A 22,191-nucleotide genomic window follows, 5' to 3' on the forward strand; every position below is an offset into this window, starting at 1 on the left:
GGACCGGCGTGGCGGTGGCCTGCAGGGCCAGCCGCACCTGGGTGGGCGTGAGCCGCGGCTGGGCCTGGAGCAGGACGGCCGCGGCGCCCGCGACGTGCGGTGCGGCCATCGACGTGCCCGAGGCGGACGCGTTGTCGTCCGGGCCGCAGGGGCCGATCAGCGTGCCCGCACTGTCGCAGGTCGAGGAGATGTCCACCCCGGGCGCGGTGACGTCGGGGTGGACCAGGCCGAGGCGGTCGCCGGCGTACGTCGTGTGGCCCTCGGCCCCGATCGGGGTCGGCCGGGAGTTGTCGTGCACCAGCCCGTTGGAGGAGAAGTCGCCGCGCACCCGGTCGACGGTGCCCGCCGCGACGGAGATCACCCAGGGGGACTGGGAGAACGGGTTCAGGCTCATCGGCACGGCGCCGCCGCCGGAGTTGCCGGCCGCGAACACCACGGTCACGCCGCGGTCGGCGACGGCCTTCGTGGCGACCGCGACCGGGTCGGCGGGGTCGAACTGGCGGTAGCTGTTGCCCCAGGAGTTGTTGATCACGTCGACGCCGAGGAGGTCCGGCTGGTCGAGCAGGTAGTCGTAGGCGGTCACGACGGCGGTCGTGAACAGCACCGCGCCGATCGCGAAGCAGGCGAGGTCGGCATCGGGCGCGACGCCGTAGCGGCTGCCGTCGGCGACGGAGGAGGAGTCGGCGGCGATGATGCCGGCGACGTGGGTGCCGTGGCCGCTGCCGAGGTCGGTGTTGCTGACCGGGCCCTGGTCGACGGGTACGACGATCGCGGGGTCGGTGCCGGCGTTGGCGTACTCGGGGCTGAGCAGGGCGACGTTGTGCACGACGTGGTCGGCAAGGTCGGCGTGGGTGGCGTCGCACCCGGAGTCGACGACGCCGACGGTCACGCCCTTGCCGGTGAGGCCGCGCGAGCGCAGGCTCCGCGCCGCGGCCGCGCTGGAGGACATCGCGCCGGTCGAGGCGGTGTCGAGCTGCTGCAGCCGCTCGTCGGGGTAGACGTCGACACCGATGCCTCGGGTCACCGCCGTCACCATCGCGGCGACCGGTCCGTCGACGAGCGCGAGGGGCAGGTGCGTCATCGGCTGGACCGTGAGCCCCAGCCCGCGCAGCGCGGCGACCTGACCGGCGCTCGGCACGGCGTCGAACGTCACGATCGCCCGGCCGTTGGGGGTGCCGTCGGCGAGCAGCCGATCCAGGCCACGGTGTGCGCCGTCGACCGCTGCGAGCGAGGGGGTGGGCGCCGCGGTGGGCGCGGCGGCGTCGGCGACGGTCGTCCCGGTCAGGGAGACGGTGGCGGCGAGGGCGCAGGTGAGCGCGAGCAGCCGGGTGCGCGAAGATGGCATGGATGATCCGATCTCGTGAGGTGCCCGGACAACGCCACAGCCGCATGGCGGGTTACGTCGTCGCGCTGCTCGTGCTCGCCCTGCTGGCCGTGATCCCGACCACGGTCGCCCCGGCCCAGGCCACGGCCAGCGCGGATCCGCCGCCGGTCACGGTCCCGCCGACCGGCACCGACGTGGACTACCAGCTGGGCGGGGCCGCGGACGTCCCCGACCATGTCGGCATCGTCGTACGCGACCGCACCGAGCCGCCCGCGACCGACCGCTACAACGTCTGCTACGTCAACGGGTTCCAGACCCAGCCCGACCAGCGCCGGTTCTGGAAGCGGCACTGGCGCCTGGTGCTGAAGGACGACGGCCGGCCGGTCGAGGACGAGGCGTGGGGCGAGTGGCTGCTCGACGTACGCACGAAGGCCAAGCGGACGACGCTCGCGCGCATCGTCGGGCGCTGGACCCGCGGGTGCGCGGACGACGGGTTCGACGCGGTGGAGTACGACAACCTCGACTCCTTCACCCGCAGCCACGGCCTGCTGAAGCGCCGACAGTCCCTGGCCTTCGCGCGACTCCTGGTCGACGCCGCGCACGCCGCGGGGCTGGCGGCCGGGCAGAAGAACCTGGCGGGCTACGACGGCACCCGGATCGGCTTCGACTTCGCCGTGGCCGAGGAGTGCGGCCGCTATCGCGAGTGCGCGGCGTACGTCGAGGACTACGGCGACCTGGTCCTCGCGATCGAGTACCGCCGCACGGACTTCCGGTGGACCTGCTCGCACGTCGGCGACCGGCTGGCCGTCGTGCTGCGCGACCGGGACCTCACGCCGTCGGGGGTGCACGCATGGTGCTGAACGATCGTGCCCGCACCGGGCTGCACGTCACCACGCTGGGGGAGCGGGGGCCGCTGGTCGCCTTCTGCCACGGACTGTTCGGGCAGGGCAAGAACTGGACGACGGTCGCGAAGGCCGTGGCCGAGGACCACCGCGTGCTGCTCGTCGACATGCCGCACCACGGCCGCTCGGAGTGGGTCGACCACTTCGACTACGTCGACGTCGCCGACCGGGTGGCGGCCCTGTTCGACGCGAACGACCCCGTCGCGCTCGTCGGTCACTCGATGGGGGGCAAGGCGGCGATGGTGCTGGCGCTGCGGCACCCCGAGCTCGTGGAGCGGCTCTGCGTCGTGGACGTCTCGCCGGTCGACTACCAGGCATATGAGGGAGAGAGGGGCGAGTTCGCGGGCTACATCGACGCGATGCTCGCGCTCGACCTGGCCACGCTCGAGCACCGGCGCGACGCCGACGCCGCGCTGGCCGACGCGGTGCCGAGCCGCACGGTGCGCAGCTTCCTGCTGCAGAACCTCCACCACGAGGCGGGGCGGTGGTCGTGGCGGCCCAACCTGGAGGTCCTCGGCCGCGACCTGGAGGTGCTCGGCGGTTGGCCGGCCGACGCCCTGGCCGACCTCCCGGCGTACGACCGGCCGACGCTGTGGATCGCGGGACAGAACTCCGGCTATGTCCGTGACGAGTACGCCGGCGCCATGGACCGCTGGTTCCCGCGCAACCGGCGGGTGGTCATCAAGGGGGCCGGCCACTGGGTGCACTCCGAGCAGCCGGAGGTCTTCCTCGAGGTGCTCCAGCGGTTCCTCGCCCCCGTTGAGTCGTGATTCGAGGCTCAGGGGCGCTGGCGGGCGCGGTAGGCCGCCACGGCGTTGCGGTTGCCGCAGGCGACGGAGCAGAACCTCTTGGAGCGGTTGCGGGAGAGGTCGAGGACCACGCCCCGGCACGTGTCGTCGGCGCAGACGCCCAAGCGGGACATCTCGTCGGCGCGGATGACGTCGATCATCGCCATCGCGGTCTCGACCACGATCCGGGTCGGGAGGTCGCGCTCGGGCCCGACGGCGTGCAGGTGCCAGTCCCACACGTCGTGGCGGACGAGCTGGGGGACCGCCCCGGCCTCGGCGAGCATCGCGTTGACGATGCCGACGGCCGTGTCCCGATCGGCGGTGAGCAGCTCGTAGAGAGCGGGCCGGATCGCGCGCACGCCGTCGAGCTCGGCTCGATCGCCGTCGTGCCGCCCGGTGTACTCGAACTCGGCGTAGAACGCGTCCAGGTCCTCGACCGTGGTCAGCGTGTCCGGGTCGAGGCCGGAGTTGGCCAGGACCACGGCCGCCTGCAGCGAGGCCTCGGTGTCATGGGTGAATGGCACGTTGACACGTTACACCCTCGACCACTAGCGTCATGTGCCATGACGACGTTGGCCCATGACAGCCTCGGGTCCGTTGCAGCCGGGTCGCGGCTGGCGAGCGGGCTGGGTTTCGCCCTGCTGTCGGCGGCGTCGTTCGGGATGTCCGGGGCGCTCGCGCGTGAGCTGCTCGACGGCGGCTGGAGCGCCGGCGCGATCGTGCTCGTGCGCGTCGGGCTGGCGGCGCTGGTCGTGGTGCCGTTCGGGCTCGTCGGCCTGCGCGGCAGGTGGGCGCTGCTGCGGCGCAACACCGGGGTGGTCGTCGTGTACGGCGCGCTCGCGGTGGCCGGCGCGCAGTTCTGCTACTTCTCGGCCGTGTCGTACATGCAGGTCGGGCCGGCGCTGCTGATCGAGTACACCGCTCCGGCGGCCGTCGTCGTCTGGCTGTGGCTGCGTCACGGCCAGCGCCCGGGTGCGGTCACCCTGATCGGCGCGGGCCTCGCGGCGGCCGGCCTGGTGCTCGTCCTCGACCTGCTCTCCGGGGCCGATCTGAGCCTGCCCGGCGTCTTGTGGGCGCTGGCGGCGATGGTCGGCGCGGCGACGTACTTCGTGATCTCGGCCGACGAGACCAACGGCCTGCCGCCGCTGGTGCTCGCTGCGGCGGGCCTGGTGCTCGGCGCGGCGGTGCTCGGGGCGCTCGGCGTCGTCGGGCTGCTGCCGATGCGGGCGTCCACCGAGGCCGTCTCGTACGCCGGGTGGACGGTCGCGTGGTGGGTGCCGCTGCTGGTGCTCGGCGTCGTGACCGCCGCGGTCGCCTACGCCAGCGGCATCGCCGCCAGCCGCCGGCTCGGGTCCCGGCTCGCATCGTTCGTCGCCCTGCTCGAGGTCGTCGCCGGCGTGGTGTTCGCCTGGCTGCTCCTCGACGAGCTCCCGCGCCCGGTCCAGCTGCTCGGCGGCCTCCTGGTGCTCGCGGGCGTCGTCGCCGTCAAGATGGGCGAGCGCGCCACGGCCGGGGTGCTCCTCGAGTGACGGCTGCGCTGCCGCGGGGCTGGAGCAGTTGCGGTTTGGTCACCAACGGCGATAGGTAAGCGCTTACGTATCGCCGTTGGTGACCAAACCGCAGAGGGTCAGCGGCAGCGGGTCGCTCAGCGGGCGTCTTGGCGCCGGACCACGACCTCGCGGACCAGCATCAAGATCGCGGCGGCGGTGGGGATGGCGAGGAGTGCCCCGACGACGCCGAGCAGGGCGGCGCCGACCAGGGCGGCGATCACCGTGACGGCGCCGGGGACGTCGACCGAGCGGGACATCACGCGCGGGTAGATCACGTAGTTCTCCACCTGCTGGTAGATCACGTAGAACACGATGCAGGCCAGGCCGATCTTCGGGTCCTCCGCGAAGCCGATGGCGGTCACGATCACCGCCCCGATCGTCGCGCCGATCATCGGGATGACGTCGAGCAGCGCGACCACGAAGGCGAGCGCGACGGCGTACTGCCCGAGCCCGACGATGAAGAGGAACACCAGCGAGGAGAGGCCGGCGCAGGTGGCCACGATGAACGCCCCGGAGACATAGCCGCCGACGCCGCGCAGCACCCGGTCGCCCAGCAGCGTCACCCGCTCGCGGCGCGAGGCCGGGGCGAGCTGGTAGAGCGCGTGCTTGGTCTTGTCCAGCGAGGCGAGGAAGTACAGCGTCAGCACAATCACGATGAACGCGTTGGCGAGCGCGGAGAGCACCTTGAGGCCGATGCCGAGCACGCCGCCGAACAGCGTGCTGGCGTAGTTGCCGTCCTCGACGTAGGACTTGACCTTGTCGATGATGTCGTACTCCGCGTCGAGCTTCTGGACGCGGTCGTTCTTCTGGAGGCTGTCCAGCCAGTCCGGGGCGTTGTCCGTGATGGACTGCACCTGGTCGGTGATCACCGGCACGATCGCGACGAGGAACAGCGCGATCGCCGCGAGGGCGGCCACGATGACGGTGAGTACGGCGTACGAGCGCCGCAAGCCGTGTCGCTCGAAGAACTCGACCGCGGGGTTGAGGCCCGCGGCCAGGAACAGCGCGACGACGACGAGCAGCAGCGTGGACCCGATCGAGGTGACGACGCCGCCGAGCCACCAGGCGAGGAAGAACCCGAGGCCGCCGAAGAAGCCCCAGACGAACGGGGAGTGCCGCGAGAGCGGCTCCCCCAGCTCGCCGAGGTAGTCGTCGTCCCCCTCCGGATCCGCCTCGTGGGCAGCGTCCGCCGGGTCCTCGACCTCGGGGTCGAGGGCTCCCTCCGGGATGTCCCGGGGGGAGTCGGTCACTCCTCGTCCTTGGTGAAGCCGCTGATCACCTCGTGCAGCGAGGCGAGCTGCGCCGTGATCGCGTCGCGGCGCTTGGCGAGCCGGTCGACCTCGGCGCGGACCGCGGCCAGCTCGCGCTCGGCCTCGGCGTTGCCGGTCGAGGTGATCGACTCGGCCTGCGTGCGCGCGGAGGAGACGATCTGCTCGGCCTCGCGCCGGGCCCGGGTGAGCAGCGCCTCGGCCTCGGTCGCCGCCTGGTTGCGGTGCTCGGTGGCCTGGGCCATGGCGTCGTGCGCGCGCCGCTCGGCCGCCTCCGCGCGCTCCTCGGCCTCCTCGACCAGTCGCCGGGTCTCGGCGGTCGCGCTGGCGTGGTGGTCGGTCGCCTCGCGGGCGAGCCGCTCCTTCTCGACCGCGAGCGCGCGCCGGGCCTCCTGGACCTCACGGTCGGCGGCGGCTCGCAGCTGCTCGGCCTCCCGCCGCGCGGAGGTGCGCAGCTCGTTGGCCTCCTGCGCCGCGGCCAGGCGCAGCTGGGCGGCCTGGCGGTTGGCGGACTCGATGACGTCCTCGGCCTCGCTCTTGGCGAGCGCGCGCTCCTGCTCGGCGTCGGCCATCAGTCGGGCGCGGTTCTCGTCGAGCTCCTTGAGCTGGACCAGGCGCATGTCCTCGGCCTCGCGGGCGGCGTCGGCGCGGGTCGCCTTCGCGTCGCGGCTGGCCTGCTCGCGGATCTCCGCGGCGTCGCGGCCGGCCTGCTCGCGGATCTCGGCGGCCTCCTCCTCGGCGAGGCGGAGCATCGCGCTGGCGCGGCCGCCGAGGCCGGCGTACGACGGGGCCTCGTTCTCGGCCAGCTCCTCGCGCAGCCGCTCGACCTGTTGCTCGAGCTCGAGCACGCGGCTCTCGGATGCGGTGAGGCTGGTGCTGAGACCGGACTTCTCGGACGTCAGCTGCCGGAACCGCGCGTCGACGGCGTCGCGGTCGTAGCCGCCGCGCCGGACCACCGGGAACCCGGCGGACGCGCCCGCCGCGGGGGCGGCGCCCTGCTGCGCCGTGGGTGGGAGGACCGGGCCGCGCGCCGCCGCAGGGGCGGACGCGGGCGTGGGCGTGGGCGCCGGCTGGGCGGGTACGGCAGGCGCCTGCTGGGTCTTCTCGGCCGCCGGCTGCTTCGGATTGACCGTCGGGAGCACCTGGGTCGCGTCGTCGGCGGCCTTCGCGGTGTCCTCGCCGGAGTCGTTGTCGTCGAAGATGGACAGTCCCTGGTCGCTCATGAAGCGTGCTTCCTCTTCCGCAGTGGTCGTGGCTCGTGCAGACAGTCTCCCGCAGACAGTGTTGCGGATCGGGCCACGACAACACACCCCGGCCTCCGACTCATCGCCGGTGACCGGGGTGTGTCGACGCTCAGGTGCCGCCACCGGCGGCTCGGTCTCGGTACGCCGGTCGCGACCTCCTTCGTCGGTCGCGCGGCTACTGGACCGCGCCACCGGCGGCTCGGTCTCGGTACGCCGGTCGCGACCTCCTTCGTCGGTCGCGCGGCTACTCGACCTGGCTGCTGGGTCCGAGCCTTCGCAGGCTCAGGCTCGGGCAGCTCACAGGTCGCGGAAGCGGTTGATCTCGTCGAGGTGCCGGTCGCGCATCTCCTGGTCGCGGACGCCAAGGCCCTCCTCGGGGGCCAGGCAGAGGACGCCGACCTTGCCCTGGTGGAGGTTCTTGTGGACGTCGAGCGCCGCCGTACCGACCTCGTCCAGGGAGTACGTCTTCGACAGGGTCGGGTGGATCTTGCCCTTGGCGATCAGCCGGTTGGCCTCCCACGACTCGCGGTAGTTGGCGAAGTGGGAGGAGATGATCCGCTTGAGGTTCATCCACAGGTAGCGGTTGTCGTACTCGTGCATGTAGCCCGACGTCGAGGCGCAGGTGGTGATCGTGCCGCCCTTGCGGGTCACGTAGACCGACGCGCCGAAGGTTTCGCGGCCGGGGTGCTCGAAGACGATGTCGATGTCCTCGCCGCCGGTGAGCTCACGGATCTTCGAGCCGAACCGCTTCCACTCGCGCGGGTCCTGGGTCTGCTCGTCCTTCCAGAACTTGTAGCCCTCTTCGTTGCGGTTGATGATCAGCTCGGCGCCCATCTTGCGGCAGATCTCGGCCTTGTCCTCGCTGGAGACCACGCAGATGGGGGTCGCGCCGCCGTTGAGGGCGTACTGCGTCGCGAACCCGCCCAGGCCACCCGAGGCGCCCCAGATGAGGACGTTGTCGCCCTGCTTCATGTCGCCGCCGTTCTTGGAGACCAGCTGGCGGTACGCCGTGCAGTTGACCAGGCCGGGGGAGGCGGCCTCCTCCCAGGTCAGGTGCGCGGGCTTGGGCATCAGCTGGTTGGCCTTGACCAGCGCGACCTGGGCCAGGCCGCCGAAGTTGGTCTCGAAGCCCCAGATCCGCTGCTCGGGGTCGAGCATCGTGTCGTCGTGCCCGTCGGGGTGCTCGAGCTCGACCGAGAGGCAGTGAGCCACGACCTCGGCGCCGGGCTTCCACAGGTGAACGCCCGGGCCGGTGGCGAGCACGACGCCGGCCAGGTCGGAGCCGACCACGTGGTAGGGCAGGTCGTGCCGCTTGGCGAGCGGGGAGAGCCGGCCGTAGCGCTCGAGGAAGCCGAACGTCGAGACGGGCTCGAAGATCGAGGTCCACACGGTGTTGTAGTTGATCGCCGAGGCCATGACCGCCACGTACGCCTCGCCCGGGCCGAGCTCGGGCAGCGGCACGTCCTCGACGTGCAGGGACTTGCGCGGGTCCTTGTCCTTGGTGGCGAGGCCTTCGAACATGTCGACCTCGTCCTTGTGCACCGTCACCGCCCGGTAGGACTCGGGAAGGGCGAGGTTCGCGAAGTCGGCCTCGGCGGTGTCGCCCGCCATGATCGCGTCGAGGATGTGCTGCACGTCGGCTCCTGCTGGGGTCGGGTCGCATCGGGTGATGGCGGGACCTTACCCACGGGTAACAGGAGGCAACACCTCCTGTGACGTGTGCCTCAGGGAAAAGCCGGCCCCGGCCCACCGTAGCGGGCCGGGACCGGCTCCCAGGTTCGGTCGGTCGGGCCGTCTCAGTGCGCGGTCGCGGCCGGCTCGACCAGCTCGACCAGGATGCCGCCGCCGTCCTTGGGGTGGATGAAGTTCACCCGCGAGTTCGACGTGCCGCGCTTGGGCTCGTCGTAGAGGAGCCGCATCCCGCGCTCGCGCAGGATCGCGCCCACCGCGTCGATGTCGGTGACCCGGTAGGCCATCTGCTGGATGCCGGGGCCCTTGCTGTCGAGGAACTTCGCGATCGTCGACCTCTCGTTCAGCGGGGCGAGCAGCTGGATGTGGGACCCGGAGTCGCCCACGGCCATCATCGCCTCCTCGACCCCCTGCTCCTCGTTGGTCTCGCGGTGCGCCATGCGCATCCCGTAGACGTCCTCGTAGAACGTGATCGCGGCGTCCAGGTCGGGGACGGCGACGCCCACGTGGTCGATGGCGGTGAACAGGTGTGCGGGTACGTCGAGGCTCATGGGTCCATGGTCGCAAGGGCCGCCGTGGGGCCGACAGGCCATGTGACATGTGTCCCACGGGACCTAAGTCTCGGCCTCTCGCCCCGTCCGGGAGCCGTAGGTAAGGTCGGCCCGAGATCACCCCTCGTACCTTTCTGGAGGCTCCCCATGTCCGGTTCCGTCATCGTCGCAGGGGCGCGCACCCCCATCGGCCGTCTCCTGGGTGGGCTCAAGGGCCTCTCCGCGGCCGACCTGGGCGGCGTCGCCATCAAGGGCGCCCTGGAGAAGGCCGGCATCACCGGTGAGCAGGTCGAGTACGTCGTCATGGGCCACGTGATCCAGGCCGGGGCCGGCCAGATCACCGCCCGCCAGGCGGCCGTCAAGGGCGGCGTCCCGATGAACGTCCCCGCGATCACGATCAACAAGGTCTGCCTGTCCGGGATCAACGCCATCGCGCTCGCCGACCAGCTGATCCGCGCCGGCGAGCACGAGATCGTGGTGGCCGGCGGCATGGAGTCCATGACCCAGGCGCCGCACCTGCTGCCGAAGTCGCGCGAGGGCTTCAAGTACGGCGACACCGCGCTGGTCGACTCGATGGCCTACGACGCGCTCTACGACCAGTTCACCGACCAGCCGATGGGCACGCTCACCGAGAGCTGCAACTCCGGTGCCCGGGAGCTCACCCGCGAGGAGCAGGACGCCTTCGCCGCCCGCTCGCACCAGCTGGCCGCCGAGGCGTGGAAGAACGGCGTGTTCGACGACGAGGTCGTGCCGGTCGAGATCCCGCAGCGCAAGGGCGACCCGGTCGTCGTCGCCACCGACGAGGGCGTGCGCGGCGACACGACCGTCGAGTCGCTCGGCAAGCTGCGCCCGGCGTTCAGCAACAACGGCACGATCACCGCGGGCTCGTCCTCGCAGATCTCCGACGGCGCCTGCGCCGTCGTCGTGATGAGCAAGGCCAAGGCCGAGGAGCTCGGCCTGGAGTGGCTCGCCGAGATCGGCGCCTCGGGCCAGGTCGCCGGGCCCGACTCGAGCCTGCAGAGCCAGCCGGCCAACGCGATCAAGAAGGCCGTCGCCAAGGAGGGCATCTCGGTCGAGGACCTCGACCTGGTCGAGCTCAACGAGGCCTTCGCGGCGGTCGGCATCGTGTCCTCCCGTGAGCTCGGGATCCCCGAGGAGAAGGTCAACGTCAACGGTGGTGCGATCGCGCTGGGCCACCCGGTCGGCATGTCGGGCGCCCGGATCGTGCTCCACCTCGCGCTCGAGCTCAAGCGCCGCGGCGGCGGGACCGGTGCCGCGGCCCTGTGCGGCGGCGGCGGGCAGGGCGACGCCCTGATCGTGCGTGTCCCGAAGAGCTGACGACATCCCGGGCCTCGTCGAGCGCGCTCGCGCCGGTGAGGCCCGGGCCGTCGCCCGCCTGATCTCGCTCGTCGAGGACGAGTCGCCGCTGCTGCGCGAGGTGATGGCCGCGCTCGCACCGCACACCGGCCACGCCCAGGTCATCGGGATCACCGGCTCGCCGGGCGTCGGCAAGTCGACGTCGACCAGCGCGCTGGTCACCGAGCTGCGCCGGTCCGGCAAGCGGGTCGGCGTACTCGCCGTCGATCCCTCGTCCCCGTTCTCCGGCGGTGCGCTGCTCGGCGACCGGGTGCGGATGCAGGACCATGCGCTGGACCGCGAGGTCTACATCCGGTCGATGGCCTCGCGCGGCCACCTCGGCGGCCTGGCCTGGAGCACCCCGCAGGCGCTGCGGGTCCTCGACGCCGCCGGCTGCGACGTGATCCTGGTCGAGACCGTCGGCGTCGGCCAGAGCGAGGTCGAGATCGCCGGGATGGCCGACACCACCCTGGTGCTGCTCGCGCCCGGGATGGGCGACGGGATCCAGGCCGCCAAGGCCGGCATCCTCGAGATCGGCGACCTCTACGTCGTCAACAAGTCCGACCGCGACGGCGCCGACCAGGTACGCCGCGACCTGCGCTCGATGCTGGCGCTCGCCGAGCGTGCCGAGGGGGCGTGGAAGCCGCCGATCGTCAAGACCGTCGCCCAGCGCGGCGAGGGCCTCGACGAGGTCACCGCGGAGATCGACCGGCATCGCGGCTGGCTGGAGTCCAGCGGTGAGCTCGAGCGCCGCCGTCGGCGACGGGCACGCGACGAGATCGAGGCGATCGCCGTCACCGCCCTGCGCCAGCGCTGGGGCGACGTGCACGGCCGCTCCGAGCTCGACGAGCTCGCAGCGGCCGTGGTCGCGGGCGCCACCGATCCCTACACGGCCGCCGACGAGCTGCTCGACACCGTCACCGACGGACCCTGAGTCTCGGGGCGCCGACGCGACGCCGGCCGGCCCGGCAGGAAGCTCGCCGCGAGGGCCACGGCGACCGTCGTCGCGATCAGGTAGACCAGGCTCGCGTCGAACGCCGCCGCCACGTCGTCCCCGGCGCGGCCGAAGTACACGATGCCGACCAGCGCGACGCCGACCGCGTTGCCGACCTGCTGCACGGTGGAGGCGGCGCCGGAGACCGTGCCGGCGTGGTGCGACTCCACCGAGCCCATCACCGTGCCCACGAGCCCGGACAGCGCGACGCCCATGCCGAGTCCGCCGACCGCGAGCCCCGGCACCAGCCAGAGCACCGATCCGCCGACGCCGACCTGCTCGACGACGCCGAGCAGCAGGAGGTGTCCGGCGCCGAAGGCGAGCGCCGCCCCGGTGATCGCCAGCCGGGCGCCGTACCGGCCCAGGAGCGCCGTGGCGCTCCGGGTGCCGACCATGTAGGACGCCGCCACCGCGGTGAACACGGCGCCCGAGGCGAGCGGCCCGAGCCCGCGGCCGTCTTGGAGGTAGAGGGCGAGCACCAGGAAGTACGCGGCCATGCCCGTGAACAGCGTCAGCTGGCCGAGGATCCCGGCGGCGACCGGCCGGGACCGGAACGCCGCCGGGTCGACCAGCGGGGGCACGCCGGCGCCCCGCAGTGTCCGGCCCCGCGTCCAGGCGAGCTCCGCGGCCACCGCGGAAGCGGCCAGCGACGCCCACGTCCACAGCGGCCAGCCCTGGCGCTGACCCTCGACCAGCGGCAGCACGAGCGCGGTCAGGGCCGCGACCACGAGAGCGGCCTCGGTCGGGTCCACCCGGGGTGCTCCGGTGACCCGGGACTCCGGCAGCAGGCGAGGTGCGGCGACGAGCGCGGCCAGCCCGATCGGGACGTTGACCAGGAAGATCGCCCGCCAGCCGGAGCCGGCGACGTCGAGGTGGATCAGGACACCGCCGATCAGCTGACCGGACGCGGCCGCGACACCCATGACGGTCGCGTACGCCGCCAGCGCGCGCACCCGGTGCGGCCCGGCGTACACGTCGCCGATCAGGGCCAGCACGGTCGGGCCGATCGCGGCCGCCGCCGCGCCCTGGACCAGTCGGGCCGCCAGCAGGAGCTCCGGGTCGGGCGCGAGGCCGCACGCGGCGGAGCTGGCGACGAACAGCGCGATGCCCGCCACGAACATCCGGCGCCGGCCCCAGCGGTCCGCGACCCGGCTGGCGACCATGAGGAGGCCGCCGAACGCCAGGCCGTAGCCCGCGACCAGCCATTCCAGGGTGGTGTCGTCGGCGTGCAGGTCGCGCTGCACCGACGGGAGCGCGACGTTGACCACGAAGAAGTCGAGCACGATGAGGAAGACCCCGGTCAGCAGGACCGCGAGCGGCGCCCGCCCCGGGGTGGCAGGTGAGGTGAGGTCGGGTGTGTTCATGGCCGGAGTTCTCCGGCCTCCCCCCACGGGAGAGTCAAGGGGAGTCGAGCACCGGATGACGACTGGACCCTCCCGTAGCGGGAGGGTGCAGGCTGGGCGCCATGACCGACCCGACGAGCGTGCTGCTCAGCATCGGCGACTTCTCGCGGATGACGTTCCTGACCGTCAAGGCGCTGCGCCACTACCACGACGTGGGACTGCTCGAGCCCGCCCGGATCGACGCCCACAGCGGGTACCGCTACTACCGGCCCGAGCAGGTCGCTCCGGCGCGGATGATCCGGCGACTGCGCGACCTCGACCTGCCGGTCGACCAGGTCCGCGCGGTGCTCGACGCGCCCGACGAGGCCGCCCGCGACCGGGTGATCGCGGCCCACCTGGACCGGATGAGCCGGCAGCTGCGCGAGACCCAGGAGGCGGTGGACTCGCTGCGCCGGATGCTGGAGGGGGAGCAACGGATCGCCGTCGAGCACCGTGACGAGCCCGCGACGCTCACCGTGGCGATCCGCGGCCGCGTCGACGGCGACACCGTCGTCAGCTGGTGGGTCGAGGCGTTCACCGAGCTGCACCGGCTGCTGCGCACCTCGGGGGTCGAGCGCACCGGCCCGGACGGTGCGGAGTTCCCGACCGAGTTCTTCACCGACGGCGCGGGCGAGCTCGTCGCGTTCGTCCCCGTGGCGCAGGTGCCACCGCTCCCCGGACGGGTCGAGGCGGTACGCCGGCCGGCGGCTCGCTACGCGGTCGCGACCCATGACGGGCCGATGGTCGACCTGGACGCGGCGTACTCCACCGTGGGCCGGGCCGTGACCGAGCAGGCGGTGGCCGCCGACGGGCCCGTCGTCGAGCGCTACCTGCCGCTCGGCGACCCCGAGGACCTCTTCGCCCACCGGACCGAGGTCTGCTGGCCGGTGCACGGCTGACCCGGTATCGGTCTAGACCGGCGCGCCTGCGTGCATCGGCCGCGTGGGCTCGGTAGACACGTCCCGATCCTCGACCTGACTCCGGGTGTCACCGAGATGGAGCCCTTCCCCCATGAGAAAAGCCGTCATCGTCCTGCTCGTCGCCTTCGGCTTGTTCTGGATGGTCACCGATCCCCACGGCCTCGCGCAGTCGGCCAAGACCGCCAGCAGCAACGGCGCGGACCTCACCGGTGACCTGTTCACCGCGGTGATCACGTTCGTGCGGGACCTGGAGTAGCGGCCGTGCCGCGGTGGGTGGATCCCGACATCGCCCAGCACCTGCTGCGTGAGGAGGGCGAGGTGATCGTCGACGAGGTCCGGCACCACTGGGCCGCGTTCGTCCGGCCGATCCTCGAGGTCGTGGTCGCGGTGTGGCTGCTCGCGGTCACGGGCGTGGTTCCGATGTCCGTGGCCTGGGTGCCCGAGCTGCTCTCGTTCGGGCTGTTCGGGCACGCCGGCTGGCTGGCGATGCGCGAGCATCGCGACCGCTTCGTGATCACGAACATGCGGGTGTTCCGCGTCCACGGCGTGCTGACCCAGAGCCTGGCCACGATGCCGCTGAGCCGGATCCTCGACATCACCGTGCGCCGACCGATGCTGGGCCGGCTGTTGGGCTACGGGCACTTCTGTTTCGAGTCGGCGGCCCAGAAGCAGGGCATCCGCGACATCCGCTACGTCTCGCGCCCCTACGCCCGCGACCTCGCGATCCAGCGCGTCGTGCAGCGCGCCGGGCTGCGGGGCGGCCGGGTCAACTGACCAGTCGCGCCAGTCGCGCCAGTCGCTGGGGGTCGGCCAGGATGTCGATCTCGACGATCCGGCCGTCGCGGACGACGGGGGTGAACAGCGAGACGGGCCGTCCGTCGCGGTGGGCCAGCAGGCCGACCGCGCCGTTGACCAGCACGTGGACCTGGTCGAGGCCCGCGCGCCGGAACGACGAGGCGCGCGCCGCGATCTCGGCGGCGCCGCGCACCAGGACCGACGGGCCCGCGGGCCCGCCGTCGGCCCGCAGCGTGGCGTCGGGGTCGAGGATCTCGAGCAGGGCCTCGAAGTCCCCGCGCTGAGCGGCGTCGCTGAACGCGTCGAGCACGCGTCGCTGGGTCGCTCGGTCGGCGACCGGGGGAGCGGCCACGCGAACCCGGCGGCGGGCCCGGCTCGCCAGCTGGGTGGCGGTCGCGGCGCTCGCCCCCACGATCTGACCGATCTGCTCGAACGGCACGCCGAACAGGTCGTGCAGGACGAAGGCGGTGCGCTCTCGCGGGCCGAGCCTGTCGAGTACGACGAGCAGGGCGAGCGTGACCTGGTCGGCCTGCTCCGCGGCGGACTCGGGATCGGCGTCCAGGCGCGTCACCACCGGGTCGGGCAGCCGGACGTCCAGGGGGTCCTCGCGGCGCGCCGTCCGGGAGCGCAGGAGGTCCAGGCAGATCCGGCCGACCACGGTGGTCAGCCAGGCCCCGAGGTTGCGCACCTCGCTCGCGTCCGAGCGGGAGAGCCGCAGCCACGTCTCCTGGACGGCGTCGTCGGCCTCGGCGGTCGACCCGAGCATCCGGTAGGCGACGCCGCGCAACCGCTCGCGGTGGTCCTCGAACTCGTGGGCCAGGTCTTCTTGGGTCGGCACTGTCAGGTTCCTCCTCCGGGGTCCGTCATCTGGGAGCCACGTCCTTGACGACGAGTCGGGACAGCCCGACCTGACAGGAGAGAGACCCATGGAACCACGGATGACCCACCCCGTCTTCGCCGTACCGGCCGCGCTCCAGGCGCTGGCGGCGTACTCACGCGCCGGTGAGGACCTCGGCCTGCCGGCGGAGACCATCGAGCTGGTGCACCTGCGGGCCAGCCAGATCAACGGCTGCAGCGTCTGTGTCGAGCTGCACTCGAACGGGCTCAGGAAGCAGGGCGCGAGCGACGAGCGGATCTTCGCGGTCGCGGCCTGGCGCGACGCGCCGTACTTCACCGACGCCGAGCGCGCGGCCCTCGAGCTCACGGAGACGGTCACCCGGGTCGCGGACCGCGGCGACCCGGTGCCCGACGAGGTGTGGGAGCGCGCCAGCGCCCACTACGACGAGCAGGGGCTCTCGGCGCTGCTGATCGCGATCACGGCGGTCAACGTGTGGAACCGGCTCAACGCGGCCACCCGCCAGGTGGCCGGCGCCTGGCGACCCTGACCGGTGCCGCGCGGCCACCCGGATGTGGTCAGCGCGGGCAGGCGGCGATGCCGACCTCGAGCAGGTCGCGCAGGCGCCGGTCCAGATCGGGGTGCTGTGCGGTCACGAGTCCGTCGACCGTGCAGCGCACCATGGCCGGAGCGGTGTGCCGGGCGAACGCGTCCAGGTCGATCGGTGGGCGGCGGCGCAGCATCTCGACCCACGTCGTCGCCCCGGGCACCAGCTCGAGCGTGGCGCGGACGGTGCGCAGGGTCTCCGCCAGCGCTGGCACGGCGTCGATGCACAGGGGCTCGGCGCGCAGCAGGCCCACGGCGAGGATCCGCTGCGTCGGCTCGGGTACGTCGAGGATCGTGCTCGCGGCGACCGCGACCGGGAGCCGGATCCAGGTGTCGTCGTCGCCGCGCCGGTCCGCGAGGTCGGCCGCCAGGGTCACGAGCCCGGGGCGGCGGGCGTCGGAGGTGTGGTCGTTGACCAGGCGGGCCAGGTCGGCCAGCAGCGGGTGCGTGCAGCCCGGCCGGTCCGACCAGGGCTCGCCGGCCAGCAGCGAGGCGACCTCGGTCAGCGAGGCGCCGCGGCGCGGGGTGCGGTGCCGCCCGCGGGAGAGCAGCGGCAGGCCGTCGGGAACAGGCGAGGACTTCATCGCCACCTCCTGGTCCGAGGATCCTCCTGCGCGCTCCGGCCGGCAACCGATTCCGGGTGAGCGCTGGGGCGGCCGGACCTGCGCGTTTGGCGCCGATCGGGGCGGGTAGACCCCCCGCATGCCTCAGCACCTGCGGCTCACGCACACCCTGGCCGTCCTCGCTCTGCTCGGCACCTCCGTGGTGGGATGCTCGAGCGACGACGGTCCCGACGCGGAGCCGACCCCGCCCGGCTCCACGGGCTCGAGCTCCTCCAGCGCCGGGGAGCAGGCCGCGTCCGGCGCCCTCGAGTCGTACGCCGAGGAGCTCGTGGCCACCTGGGGTGGTGCCTCCGACGGGGTGGAGGCGGACGCGCTGGGGCACGTGAGCATCGCGGACCGCGGCGCGAGGATGACCGTGCGCACGCAGCGACCGGGGTCGGGCAACGTGATCAGGATGCAGGCCTGCGCCACCGCCGACGGCGTCTCGCTCGTACGGCGGTTCGTGTTCCGGTTCGCGGACAAGCCCGGCTACTTCGAGAGTGCGGATCATCCGGTCGCCGGTTGCTGGGGCGAGCGGGGCTGAACGCTCCGCGGGGGACGCGCGGCCACCGCCTCCCCGTCCCATGCCCTAGTGTCGCGCTCGATGAGCCTGCCCTTCGACCCGATCGACGAGGCCGCCCGGCAGTGGGGCACCCGCTGGGACGGCGTACCGGCGATGCACGCGGTCACCTCGCTGATGCGCGTCCAGCAGCTGGTGATCGGCCGGCTCGACGCGATCCTCAAGCCCCACGGCCTGACGTTCGCGCGCTACGAGGCGCTGGTGCTGCTGGTGTTCTCCTCACGAGGCTCGTTGCCGCTGGGCAAGATGGGCGAGCGGCTGCAGGTGCACCCGACGTCGGTGACCTCGATCGCGCGGCGGCTCGAGGCCGCCGGTCTCATCGTGCGGCGTGCGCACCCCGAGGACGGGCGGGCCGTGCTGGCCGAGATCACCGCCGAGGGCCGTGCGCTGGTCGAGGTCGCGACCCGCGACCTGCTGGCCGCCGACTTCGCGCTCGGTGCCCTGTCGACCGACGATCTCGAGCAGCTCTCGGCGCTGCTGCGGCCGGTCCGGCAGGAGGCCGGCGACTTCTAGAACATCAATGTCGGTGGGGCGTGCCAGCATCGCGGCATGGTGACCGCGGACGACGTGCGGGAGGTGGGGCTGGCGCTCCCGCGCACCTACGAGTTCTTCACCGGGGGGCGCTACAAGCTCAAGGTGCGCCAGATCGTCTACGTCGGGTTCTCGCGCGACGAGACCCGGATGGGGTTCGGCTACCCGCGTGACGCCCGGGACGGGCTGATCGCGGACGACCCCGACACGTTCTTCCTGCCGCCGCCGCGCGACCTGCGCTACCAGTGGGTGTGCGCGCACCTGGACCGCCTCGGGGCCGAGGAGATGCGCGAGCTGGTGACCGACGCGTGGCGGATGTGCACCCCGCGGATGCTGCACGACCTGCCCGAGCTGCCGGCGCCCGCCGCGGCCGCCTGGGCCGCGATGGACGCGGGGGAGTGGTCCGACCTCCGACCCTTGCTACACCCCTACCTGCGCTTCACCGACGGGGCGCTCTCCCTGCGAGGGCGCACCCAGGTCCTCGACCACCTCCGGTCGCACCCGACTCCCCGCCCGCCCACCGCCGTCGACGTACGCGACGGGCAGGTCTACCGCTGGATGCGGTGAAGCGGTCTGCATGAATCCCCGGTGGGCCGGGGTTCCTTGCGCTTGTCAGGGGTTGCAACCGCCGACAAGCGCAAACTTCGCCGGTCCACCGGGGATTCCGGCGCCCGCTTGGCGCAATTACTAGGACGTCCTACTATTTCGAGCATGACCGAGACCGCACGCTCCCGCTGGCAGGCCAGGTACGACGCGTCGCGCACCCGCGACGCCGACTTCACGACGCTGAGCGGCCTGGAGGTGGCGCCGGCGTACGGCACCGAGGACTCGGAGTGGCCCGGGGAGTTTCCGTTCACCCGCGGGCTCTACCCGACCGGCTACCGCGGCCGCACCTGGACGATCCGGCAGTTCGCCGGGTTCGGCAACGCACGGCAGACCAACGAGCGGTACCGGATGATCCTGGGCCGCGGCGGCGGCGGGCTGAGCGTCGCCTTCGACATGCCGACGCTGATGGGCCGCGACTCCGACGACCCGCGCTCGCTCGGCGAGGTCGGCCACTGCGGTGTGGCGATCGACTCCGCGGCCGACATGGAGGTCCTCTTCGACGGCATCGACCTCGGGGACGTGACGACCTCGATGACGATCAGCGGCCCCGCGGTGCCGGTGTTCTGCATGATGCTCGTGGCCGCCGAGCGGGCCGGGGTCGACACCACGACGCTCAACGGCACGCTCCAGACCGACATCTTCAAGGAGTACATCGCCCAGAAGGAGTGGATCTTCGGTCCAGAGCCGCACCTGAAGCTCATCGGCGACCTGATGGAGTACTGCGCCGCGAACATCCCGGCGTACAAGCCCCTCTCGGTCTCCGGCTACCACATCCGCGAGGCCGGCTCGACCGCCGCGCAGGAGCTGGCGTTCACCCTCGCCGACGGGTTCGGGTACGTCGAGCTCGGGCTCTCCCGCGGCCTCGACGTGGACGTGTTCGCGCCCGGCCTGTCGTTCTTCTTCGACGCACACGTCGACTTCTTCGAGGAGATCGCGAAGTTCCGCGCGGCCCGGCGGATCTGGGCCCGGTGGATGCGCGACGTCTACGGCGCCACCACCGACAAGGCTCAGTGGCTGCGCTTCCACACCCAGACCGCGGGCGTGTCCCTGACCGCCCAGCAGCCCTACAACAACGTCGTCCGCACCGGCATCGAGGCGCTGTCCGCGGTGCTGGGCGGCACCAACTCCCTGCACACCAACGCCCTCGACGAGACGCTCGCGCTGCCCAGCGAGCAGGCCGCCGAGATCGCCCTGCGCACCCAGCAGGTGATCATGGAGGAGACCGGGGTCGTCAACGTCGCGGACCCGCTCGGCGGCTCGTGGTACGTCGAGGCGCTGACCGACCGGCTCGAGGCGGAGGCGACCGCGATCTTCGACAAGATCCTCGCGATGGGCGGCTCGTCGCTGACCTCCGATCGGCCCGAGGCGCTGGCCGAGGCCGTGCGCCGCGGCGAGAACCCCGTCACCCGGGGGCTCCTGCGCGGCATCGAGGAGGGCTGGTTCATGTCCGAGATCGCCGAGGCCGCCTTCCAGTACCAGACCGCCCTCGAGAAGGGCGACAAGCGGATCGTCGGGGTCAACTGCCACGAGGAGTCGGTCACCCACGACCTGGAGATCCTGCGGGTCTCCCACGAGGTCGAGGTCGACCAGGTGCGCACGCTCGACGCGCGCCGCCAGGGCCGCGACGACGCCGCCGTCCGGGCCGCGTTGGCGGGGATGGTCGACGCCGCGCGCGCGGACGCCAACCTCATCGAGCCGATGCTGGAGGCGGTCCGGGCCGAGGCGACGCTCGGGGAGATCTGCGACGCGCTGCGCGGCCTGTGGGGGGAGTACCGCGAGCCCGCCCGGTTCTGAGGGACCCGGGACTACCGGCGAGTAGGCCCCGGGCGTCCCGAGACCGTCGGCCCGCACCCTGGGGACTTCCGGCCCGGGTGGCGACTGGGTGGCTCTGGTGGAATCGTCACCGTGGATCTCGCCAGCGCCCTCGCATCCCTGCCCCCCAACCCCCGCGTCGTCGTGACCGGCAACCACGCCACGCCGTGGCACACGGTCAAGCTCGTCGACGACGCGCTGGAGGAGTACCGCCTCTGGGCACTCAACGGACAGCCGCAGCTGCCCGACCGTGACGGCGTGGTCCTCGAGACCTCCTTCGTCGGCCCCGGCCAGCGCCGCAGCCCGCGGCTGAGCTACGTGCCCTCGCGGCTGTCCATGGTCCCGTCGCTGTTCGGCAAGCAGCTGCCCCCGGACGCCGTCGTCCTGCACACGACGCGCCCCCGCGACGGGCGGGTGTCCCTCGGCGTCGAGGTCAACGTGCTGCCGGCCGCGATCGAGGCGGTCCGCCGCAACGGCGGCATCGTGATCGCCCAGACCAACGCCAACATGCCCTGGACCTTCGGCGACGCGCTGGTCGACCTCGACCTGATCGATGTGCTGATCGACGCCGACGAGCCGATGCCGGTCGCCCCGGTCTCCTCGATCGACGAGAGCTCGGCGAAGATCGGCGAGCTGGTCGCCGCCCGCGTGTCCGACGGCTCGACGCTGCAGGCCGGCATCGGCGCCGTACCCGACGCGACCATGCACGGACTGACCAGCCGCACGGGCCTGCGGGTCTGGACCGAGATGTTCTCCGACAGCGTGCTGGCCCTGGAGAAGATCGGCGCGCTGGACCGCAACATCCCGATCTCCGCGTCGTTCCTGTTCGGCTCGCCCGAGCTGCTCGAGTGGGTCGACGGCAACGAGCGCGTCGAGATGGTCCGCACCGAGGTCACCAACAGCCCCGCGCGGATCGCCCGCAACCCGCAGATGGTCAGCGTCAACACCGCGCTGCAGGTCGACCTGTTCGGCCAGGCCAACGCCTCGCGCATCAACGCCCGCATCCACTCCGGCTTCGGCGGGCAGACCGACTTCATCGTCGGTGCCATGCACAGCGCCGGTGGCCAGGCGTTCATCGCGCTGCGCTCCTGGCACCCCAAGGCGAACTGCTCGACGGTCGTCCCGATGGTCGACGAGCCGATCACCTCGTTCCAGATGAGCGCGATCGTCACCGAGCAGGGGCTCGCGACGGTGTTCGGCAACGACCAGCGCGAGCAGGCCCGGCAGATCATCGAGCACGCCGCGCACCCCAGCGTGCGCGACGAGCTGCGCGAGGAGGCCGTGGAGCTCGGCCTGCGCTGACGCGCTGCGGCCCGGGTCAGGGGGCCTCCCTAGGATGGGCCCATGACCCAGCAGCCGTTCTCGCGCCCCGGCGCGATCGACCTGTCCGGACTGAAGGCCCCCGCGGGCCAGCCCGCGGACGGTGCGCCCGGTGGCGCGGCCGCCGGCTCGTCGTACGCCGTCCAGGTCACCGAGCAGAACTTCCAGTCGACCATCGAGTCGTCCACGACGGCGCCGGTGCTGCTGGTGTTCTACTCGCCGAGCCGGATGCCCGAGAGCGCGCAGCTGGCGCGCGACCTCGAGACGCTGTCGGGGGAGTTCGAGGGCCGCTTCCTCGCCGGCCTGGTCGACATCGACCAGGTGCCGGCGATCGCGCAGGCGATGCAGATCCCCTCGGTGCCGCTCGTGGTCGCGGTGCTCGACGGCCGCCCGGCCCCGCTGTTCCAGGACGTGCTGCCCCTCGAGGAGCTCCGCGCCGCGCTGACGCAGGTGATGCAGCAGCTCACCGCCAACGGCGTCGCCGGTCGCCACCAGCCCCGGCACGCCGCCCCGGCCGAGGGCGCCGAGGGTGACGA

The 22,191-nt window shown here is 72.5% G+C and carries 24 protein-coding genes; 15 read left to right on the top strand and 9 right to left on the bottom strand.

Annotated features, from left to right (window positions below; genetic code table 11):
• Window positions 1–1,345 (bottom strand): S8 family serine peptidase (locus VGD85_RS21150; protein WP_331065408.1); only part of this gene is annotated, 1,345 nt, incomplete at its 3' end.
• A 44-nt stretch (window positions 1,346–1,389) separates the two neighbouring features.
• Here VGD85_RS21150 and VGD85_RS21155 point away from each other — a divergent pair.
• The gene (locus VGD85_RS21155) at window positions 1,390–2,184 is read left to right on the top strand and encodes an endo alpha-1,4 polygalactosaminidase (RefSeq protein ID WP_331065409.1); all 795 of its coding nucleotides are present in this window, start codon (window positions 1,390–1,392) and stop codon (window positions 2,182–2,184) included.
• On the top strand, window positions 2,175–2,996 hold the full coding sequence (locus tag VGD85_RS21160) for an alpha/beta fold hydrolase (protein WP_331065410.1): 822 nt from the start codon (window positions 2,175–2,177) through the stop codon (window positions 2,994–2,996). Before VGD85_RS21155 ends, VGD85_RS21160 begins: the two co-directional genes overlap by 10 nt.
• Window positions 2,997–3,004: 8 nt before the next feature.
• Here the strand turns inward: VGD85_RS21160 and VGD85_RS21165 are convergent, their stop codons facing one another.
• Complete coding sequence (locus VGD85_RS21165) at window positions 3,005–3,538, bottom strand: CGNR zinc finger domain-containing protein (protein ID WP_331065411.1); 534 nt, start codon at window positions 3,536–3,538, stop codon at window positions 3,005–3,007.
• A gap of 39 nt (window positions 3,539–3,577) precedes the next feature.
• Here VGD85_RS21165 and VGD85_RS21170 point away from each other — a divergent pair, with 39 nt between their 5' ends.
• Window positions 3,578–4,543, top strand: coding sequence for an EamA family transporter (locus tag VGD85_RS21170; protein ID WP_331065412.1), 966 nt, complete (start codon window positions 3,578–3,580; stop codon window positions 4,541–4,543).
• A gap of 116 nt (window positions 4,544–4,659) precedes the next feature.
• Here the strand turns inward: VGD85_RS21170 and VGD85_RS21175 are convergent, their stop codons facing one another.
• From VGD85_RS21175 to mce, 4 genes are all read right to left on the bottom strand, one after another.
• Window positions 4,660–5,814 (bottom strand): AI-2E family transporter, encoded by a 1,155-nt coding sequence (locus tag VGD85_RS21175; protein WP_331065413.1) that lies wholly within the window; start codon window positions 5,812–5,814, stop codon window positions 4,660–4,662.
• On the bottom strand, window positions 5,811–7,055 hold the full coding sequence (locus VGD85_RS21180) for a hypothetical protein (RefSeq protein WP_331065414.1): 1,245 nt from the start codon (window positions 7,053–7,055) through the stop codon (window positions 5,811–5,813). The genes VGD85_RS21175 and VGD85_RS21180 overlap by 4 nt, the downstream gene beginning before the upstream one ends.
• A 318-nt stretch (window positions 7,056–7,373) precedes the next feature.
• Window positions 7,374–8,711 (bottom strand): crotonyl-CoA carboxylase/reductase, encoded by a 1,338-nt coding sequence (gene ccrA / locus VGD85_RS21185; RefSeq protein WP_331065415.1) that lies wholly within the window; start codon window positions 8,709–8,711, stop codon window positions 7,374–7,376.
• A 161-nt stretch (window positions 8,712–8,872) separates the two neighbouring features.
• Window positions 8,873–9,316: a methylmalonyl-CoA epimerase gene (mce, locus tag VGD85_RS21190; protein WP_331065416.1), complete on the bottom strand. Its 444-nt coding sequence runs from the start codon at window positions 9,314–9,316 to the stop codon at window positions 8,873–8,875.
• A gap of 147 nt (window positions 9,317–9,463) precedes the next feature.
• Between mce and VGD85_RS21195 the strand changes: the two genes are divergently transcribed.
• Entirely contained in the window at window positions 9,464–10,654 is a 1,191-nt protein-coding gene (locus VGD85_RS21195) for an acetyl-CoA C-acetyltransferase (RefSeq protein WP_331065417.1), read from the top strand.
• Window positions 10,638–11,606, top strand: coding sequence for a methylmalonyl Co-A mutase-associated GTPase MeaB (gene meaB, locus VGD85_RS21200; RefSeq protein ID WP_331065418.1), 969 nt, complete (start codon window positions 10,638–10,640; stop codon window positions 11,604–11,606). The genes VGD85_RS21195 and meaB overlap by 17 nt, the downstream gene beginning before the upstream one ends.
• Here the strand turns inward: meaB and VGD85_RS21205 are convergent.
• A complete protein-coding gene (locus VGD85_RS21205; protein ID WP_331065419.1) occupies window positions 11,558–13,030 on the bottom strand; it encodes an MFS transporter in 1,473 nt (490 codons plus the stop codon). The genes meaB and VGD85_RS21205 overlap by 49 nt on opposite strands.
• A 101-nt stretch (window positions 13,031–13,131) precedes the next feature.
• On the opposite strand from VGD85_RS21205, the gene VGD85_RS21210 reads away from it, so the two are divergent.
• The 3 genes from VGD85_RS21210 (at window position 13,132) to VGD85_RS21220 (ending at window position 14,742) form a co-directional block, all read left to right on the top strand.
• Window positions 13,132–13,947 carry a MerR family transcriptional regulator gene (locus VGD85_RS21210; RefSeq protein WP_331065420.1) on the top strand — a complete coding sequence of 272 codons (816 nt, stop codon included), beginning with the start codon at window positions 13,132–13,134 and terminating at the stop codon, window positions 13,945–13,947.
• A 112-nt stretch (window positions 13,948–14,059) separates the two neighbouring features.
• Complete coding sequence (locus VGD85_RS21215) at window positions 14,060–14,224, top strand: hypothetical protein (protein ID WP_331065421.1); 165 nt, start codon at window positions 14,060–14,062, stop codon at window positions 14,222–14,224.
• A gap of 5 nt (window positions 14,225–14,229) precedes the next feature.
• Window positions 14,230–14,742: a PH domain-containing protein gene (locus VGD85_RS21220; protein ID WP_331065422.1), complete on the top strand. Its 513-nt coding sequence runs from the start codon at window positions 14,230–14,232 to the stop codon at window positions 14,740–14,742.
• Here VGD85_RS21220 and VGD85_RS21225 read toward each other — a convergent pair.
• Entirely contained in the window at window positions 14,735–15,601 is an 867-nt protein-coding gene (locus VGD85_RS21225; RefSeq protein WP_331065423.1) for a sigma-70 family RNA polymerase sigma factor, read from the bottom strand. The genes VGD85_RS21220 and VGD85_RS21225 overlap by 8 nt on opposite strands.
• Window positions 15,602–15,701: 100 nt before the next feature.
• Between VGD85_RS21225 and VGD85_RS21230 the strand changes: the two genes are divergently transcribed.
• Window positions 15,702–16,148: a carboxymuconolactone decarboxylase family protein gene (locus VGD85_RS21230; protein ID WP_331065424.1), complete on the top strand. Its 447-nt coding sequence runs from the start codon at window positions 15,702–15,704 to the stop codon at window positions 16,146–16,148.
• 28 nt (window positions 16,149–16,176) lie between these two features.
• Here the strand turns inward: VGD85_RS21230 and VGD85_RS21235 are convergent, their stop codons facing one another.
• A complete protein-coding gene (locus tag VGD85_RS21235) occupies window positions 16,177–16,788 on the bottom strand; it encodes a hypothetical protein (protein WP_331065425.1) in 612 nt (203 codons plus the stop codon).
• A 118-nt stretch (window positions 16,789–16,906) separates the two neighbouring features.
• Between VGD85_RS21235 and VGD85_RS21240 the strand changes: the two genes are divergently transcribed.
• The 6 genes from VGD85_RS21240 to VGD85_RS21265 all read left to right on the top strand — a co-directional run.
• Entirely contained in the window at window positions 16,907–17,350 is a 444-nt protein-coding gene (locus VGD85_RS21240; RefSeq protein WP_331065426.1) for a hypothetical protein, read from the top strand.
• Between the two features lie 60 nt (window positions 17,351–17,410).
• The gene (locus VGD85_RS21245) at window positions 17,411–17,899 is read left to right on the top strand and encodes a MarR family transcriptional regulator (RefSeq protein ID WP_331065427.1); all 489 of its coding nucleotides are present in this window, start codon (window positions 17,411–17,413) and stop codon (window positions 17,897–17,899) included.
• A gap of 36 nt (window positions 17,900–17,935) precedes the next feature.
• Window positions 17,936–18,484: an MmcQ/YjbR family DNA-binding protein gene (locus VGD85_RS21250; RefSeq protein ID WP_331065428.1), complete on the top strand. Its 549-nt coding sequence runs from the start codon at window positions 17,936–17,938 to the stop codon at window positions 18,482–18,484.
• Window positions 18,485–18,628: 144 nt separating this feature from the next.
• Window positions 18,629–20,317, top strand: coding sequence for an acyl-CoA mutase large subunit family protein (locus tag VGD85_RS21255; protein ID WP_331065429.1), 1,689 nt, complete (start codon window positions 18,629–18,631; stop codon window positions 20,315–20,317).
• A gap of 111 nt (window positions 20,318–20,428) precedes the next feature.
• Window positions 20,429–21,637, top strand: coding sequence for an acetyl-CoA hydrolase/transferase family protein (locus tag VGD85_RS21260; protein WP_331065430.1), 1,209 nt, complete (start codon window positions 20,429–20,431; stop codon window positions 21,635–21,637).
• Between the two features lie 42 nt (window positions 21,638–21,679).
• Window positions 21,680–22,191: thioredoxin domain-containing protein (locus VGD85_RS21265; protein WP_331065431.1), on the top strand; the 512-nt coding region annotated here is incomplete at its 3' end.

The sequence above is a fragment of the Nocardioides sp. genome (assembly GCF_036401255.1).
Classification (GTDB): Bacteria; Actinomycetota; Actinomycetes; order Propionibacteriales; family Nocardioidaceae; genus Nocardioides.

What these genes read in the sequence shown, in the direction of transcription:
- VGD85_RS21230 (WP_331065424.1), top strand. Translation starts at nt 15,702, where the DNA reads ATGACCCACCCCGTCTTCGCCGTACCGGCCGCGCTCCAGGCGCTGGCG.
- VGD85_RS21250 (WP_331065428.1), top strand. Translation starts at nt 17,936, where the DNA reads ATGGTGACCGCGGACGACGTGCGGGAGGTGGGGCTGGCGCTCCCGCGC.
- VGD85_RS21255 (WP_331065429.1), top strand. Translation starts at nt 18,629, where the DNA reads ATGACCGAGACCGCACGCTCCCGCTGGCAGGCCAGGTACGACGCGTCG.
- VGD85_RS21205 (WP_331065419.1), bottom strand. Translation starts at nt 13,030, where the DNA reads ATGAACACACCCGACCTCACCTCACCTGCCACCCCGGGGCGGGCGCCG.
- VGD85_RS21240 (WP_331065426.1), top strand. Translation starts at nt 16,907, where the DNA reads ATGCCTCAGCACCTGCGGCTCACGCACACCCTGGCCGTCCTCGCTCTG.
- VGD85_RS21215 (WP_331065421.1), top strand. Translation starts at nt 14,060, where the DNA reads ATGAGAAAAGCCGTCATCGTCCTGCTCGTCGCCTTCGGCTTGTTCTGG.
- VGD85_RS21210 (WP_331065420.1), top strand. Translation starts at nt 13,132, where the DNA reads ATGACCGACCCGACGAGCGTGCTGCTCAGCATCGGCGACTTCTCGCGG.
- VGD85_RS21195 (WP_331065417.1), top strand. Translation starts at nt 9,464, where the DNA reads ATGTCCGGTTCCGTCATCGTCGCAGGGGCGCGCACCCCCATCGGCCGT.
- VGD85_RS21235 (WP_331065425.1), bottom strand. Translation starts at nt 16,788, where the DNA reads ATGAAGTCCTCGCCTGTTCCCGACGGCCTGCCGCTGCTCTCCCGCGGG.
- VGD85_RS21180 (WP_331065414.1), bottom strand. Translation starts at nt 7,055, where the DNA reads ATGAGCGACCAGGGACTGTCCATCTTCGACGACAACGACTCCGGCGAG.
- VGD85_RS21245 (WP_331065427.1), top strand. Translation starts at nt 17,411, where the DNA reads ATGAGCCTGCCCTTCGACCCGATCGACGAGGCCGCCCGGCAGTGGGGC.
- VGD85_RS21170 (WP_331065412.1), top strand. Translation starts at nt 3,578, where the DNA reads ATGACGACGTTGGCCCATGACAGCCTCGGGTCCGTTGCAGCCGGGTCG.
- mce (WP_331065416.1), bottom strand. Translation starts at nt 9,316, where the DNA reads ATGAGCCTCGACGTACCCGCACACCTGTTCACCGCCATCGACCACGTG.
- VGD85_RS21155 (WP_331065409.1), top strand. Translation starts at nt 1,390, where the DNA reads ATGGCGGGTTACGTCGTCGCGCTGCTCGTGCTCGCCCTGCTGGCCGTG.
- VGD85_RS21160 (WP_331065410.1), top strand. Translation starts at nt 2,175, where the DNA reads ATGGTGCTGAACGATCGTGCCCGCACCGGGCTGCACGTCACCACGCTG.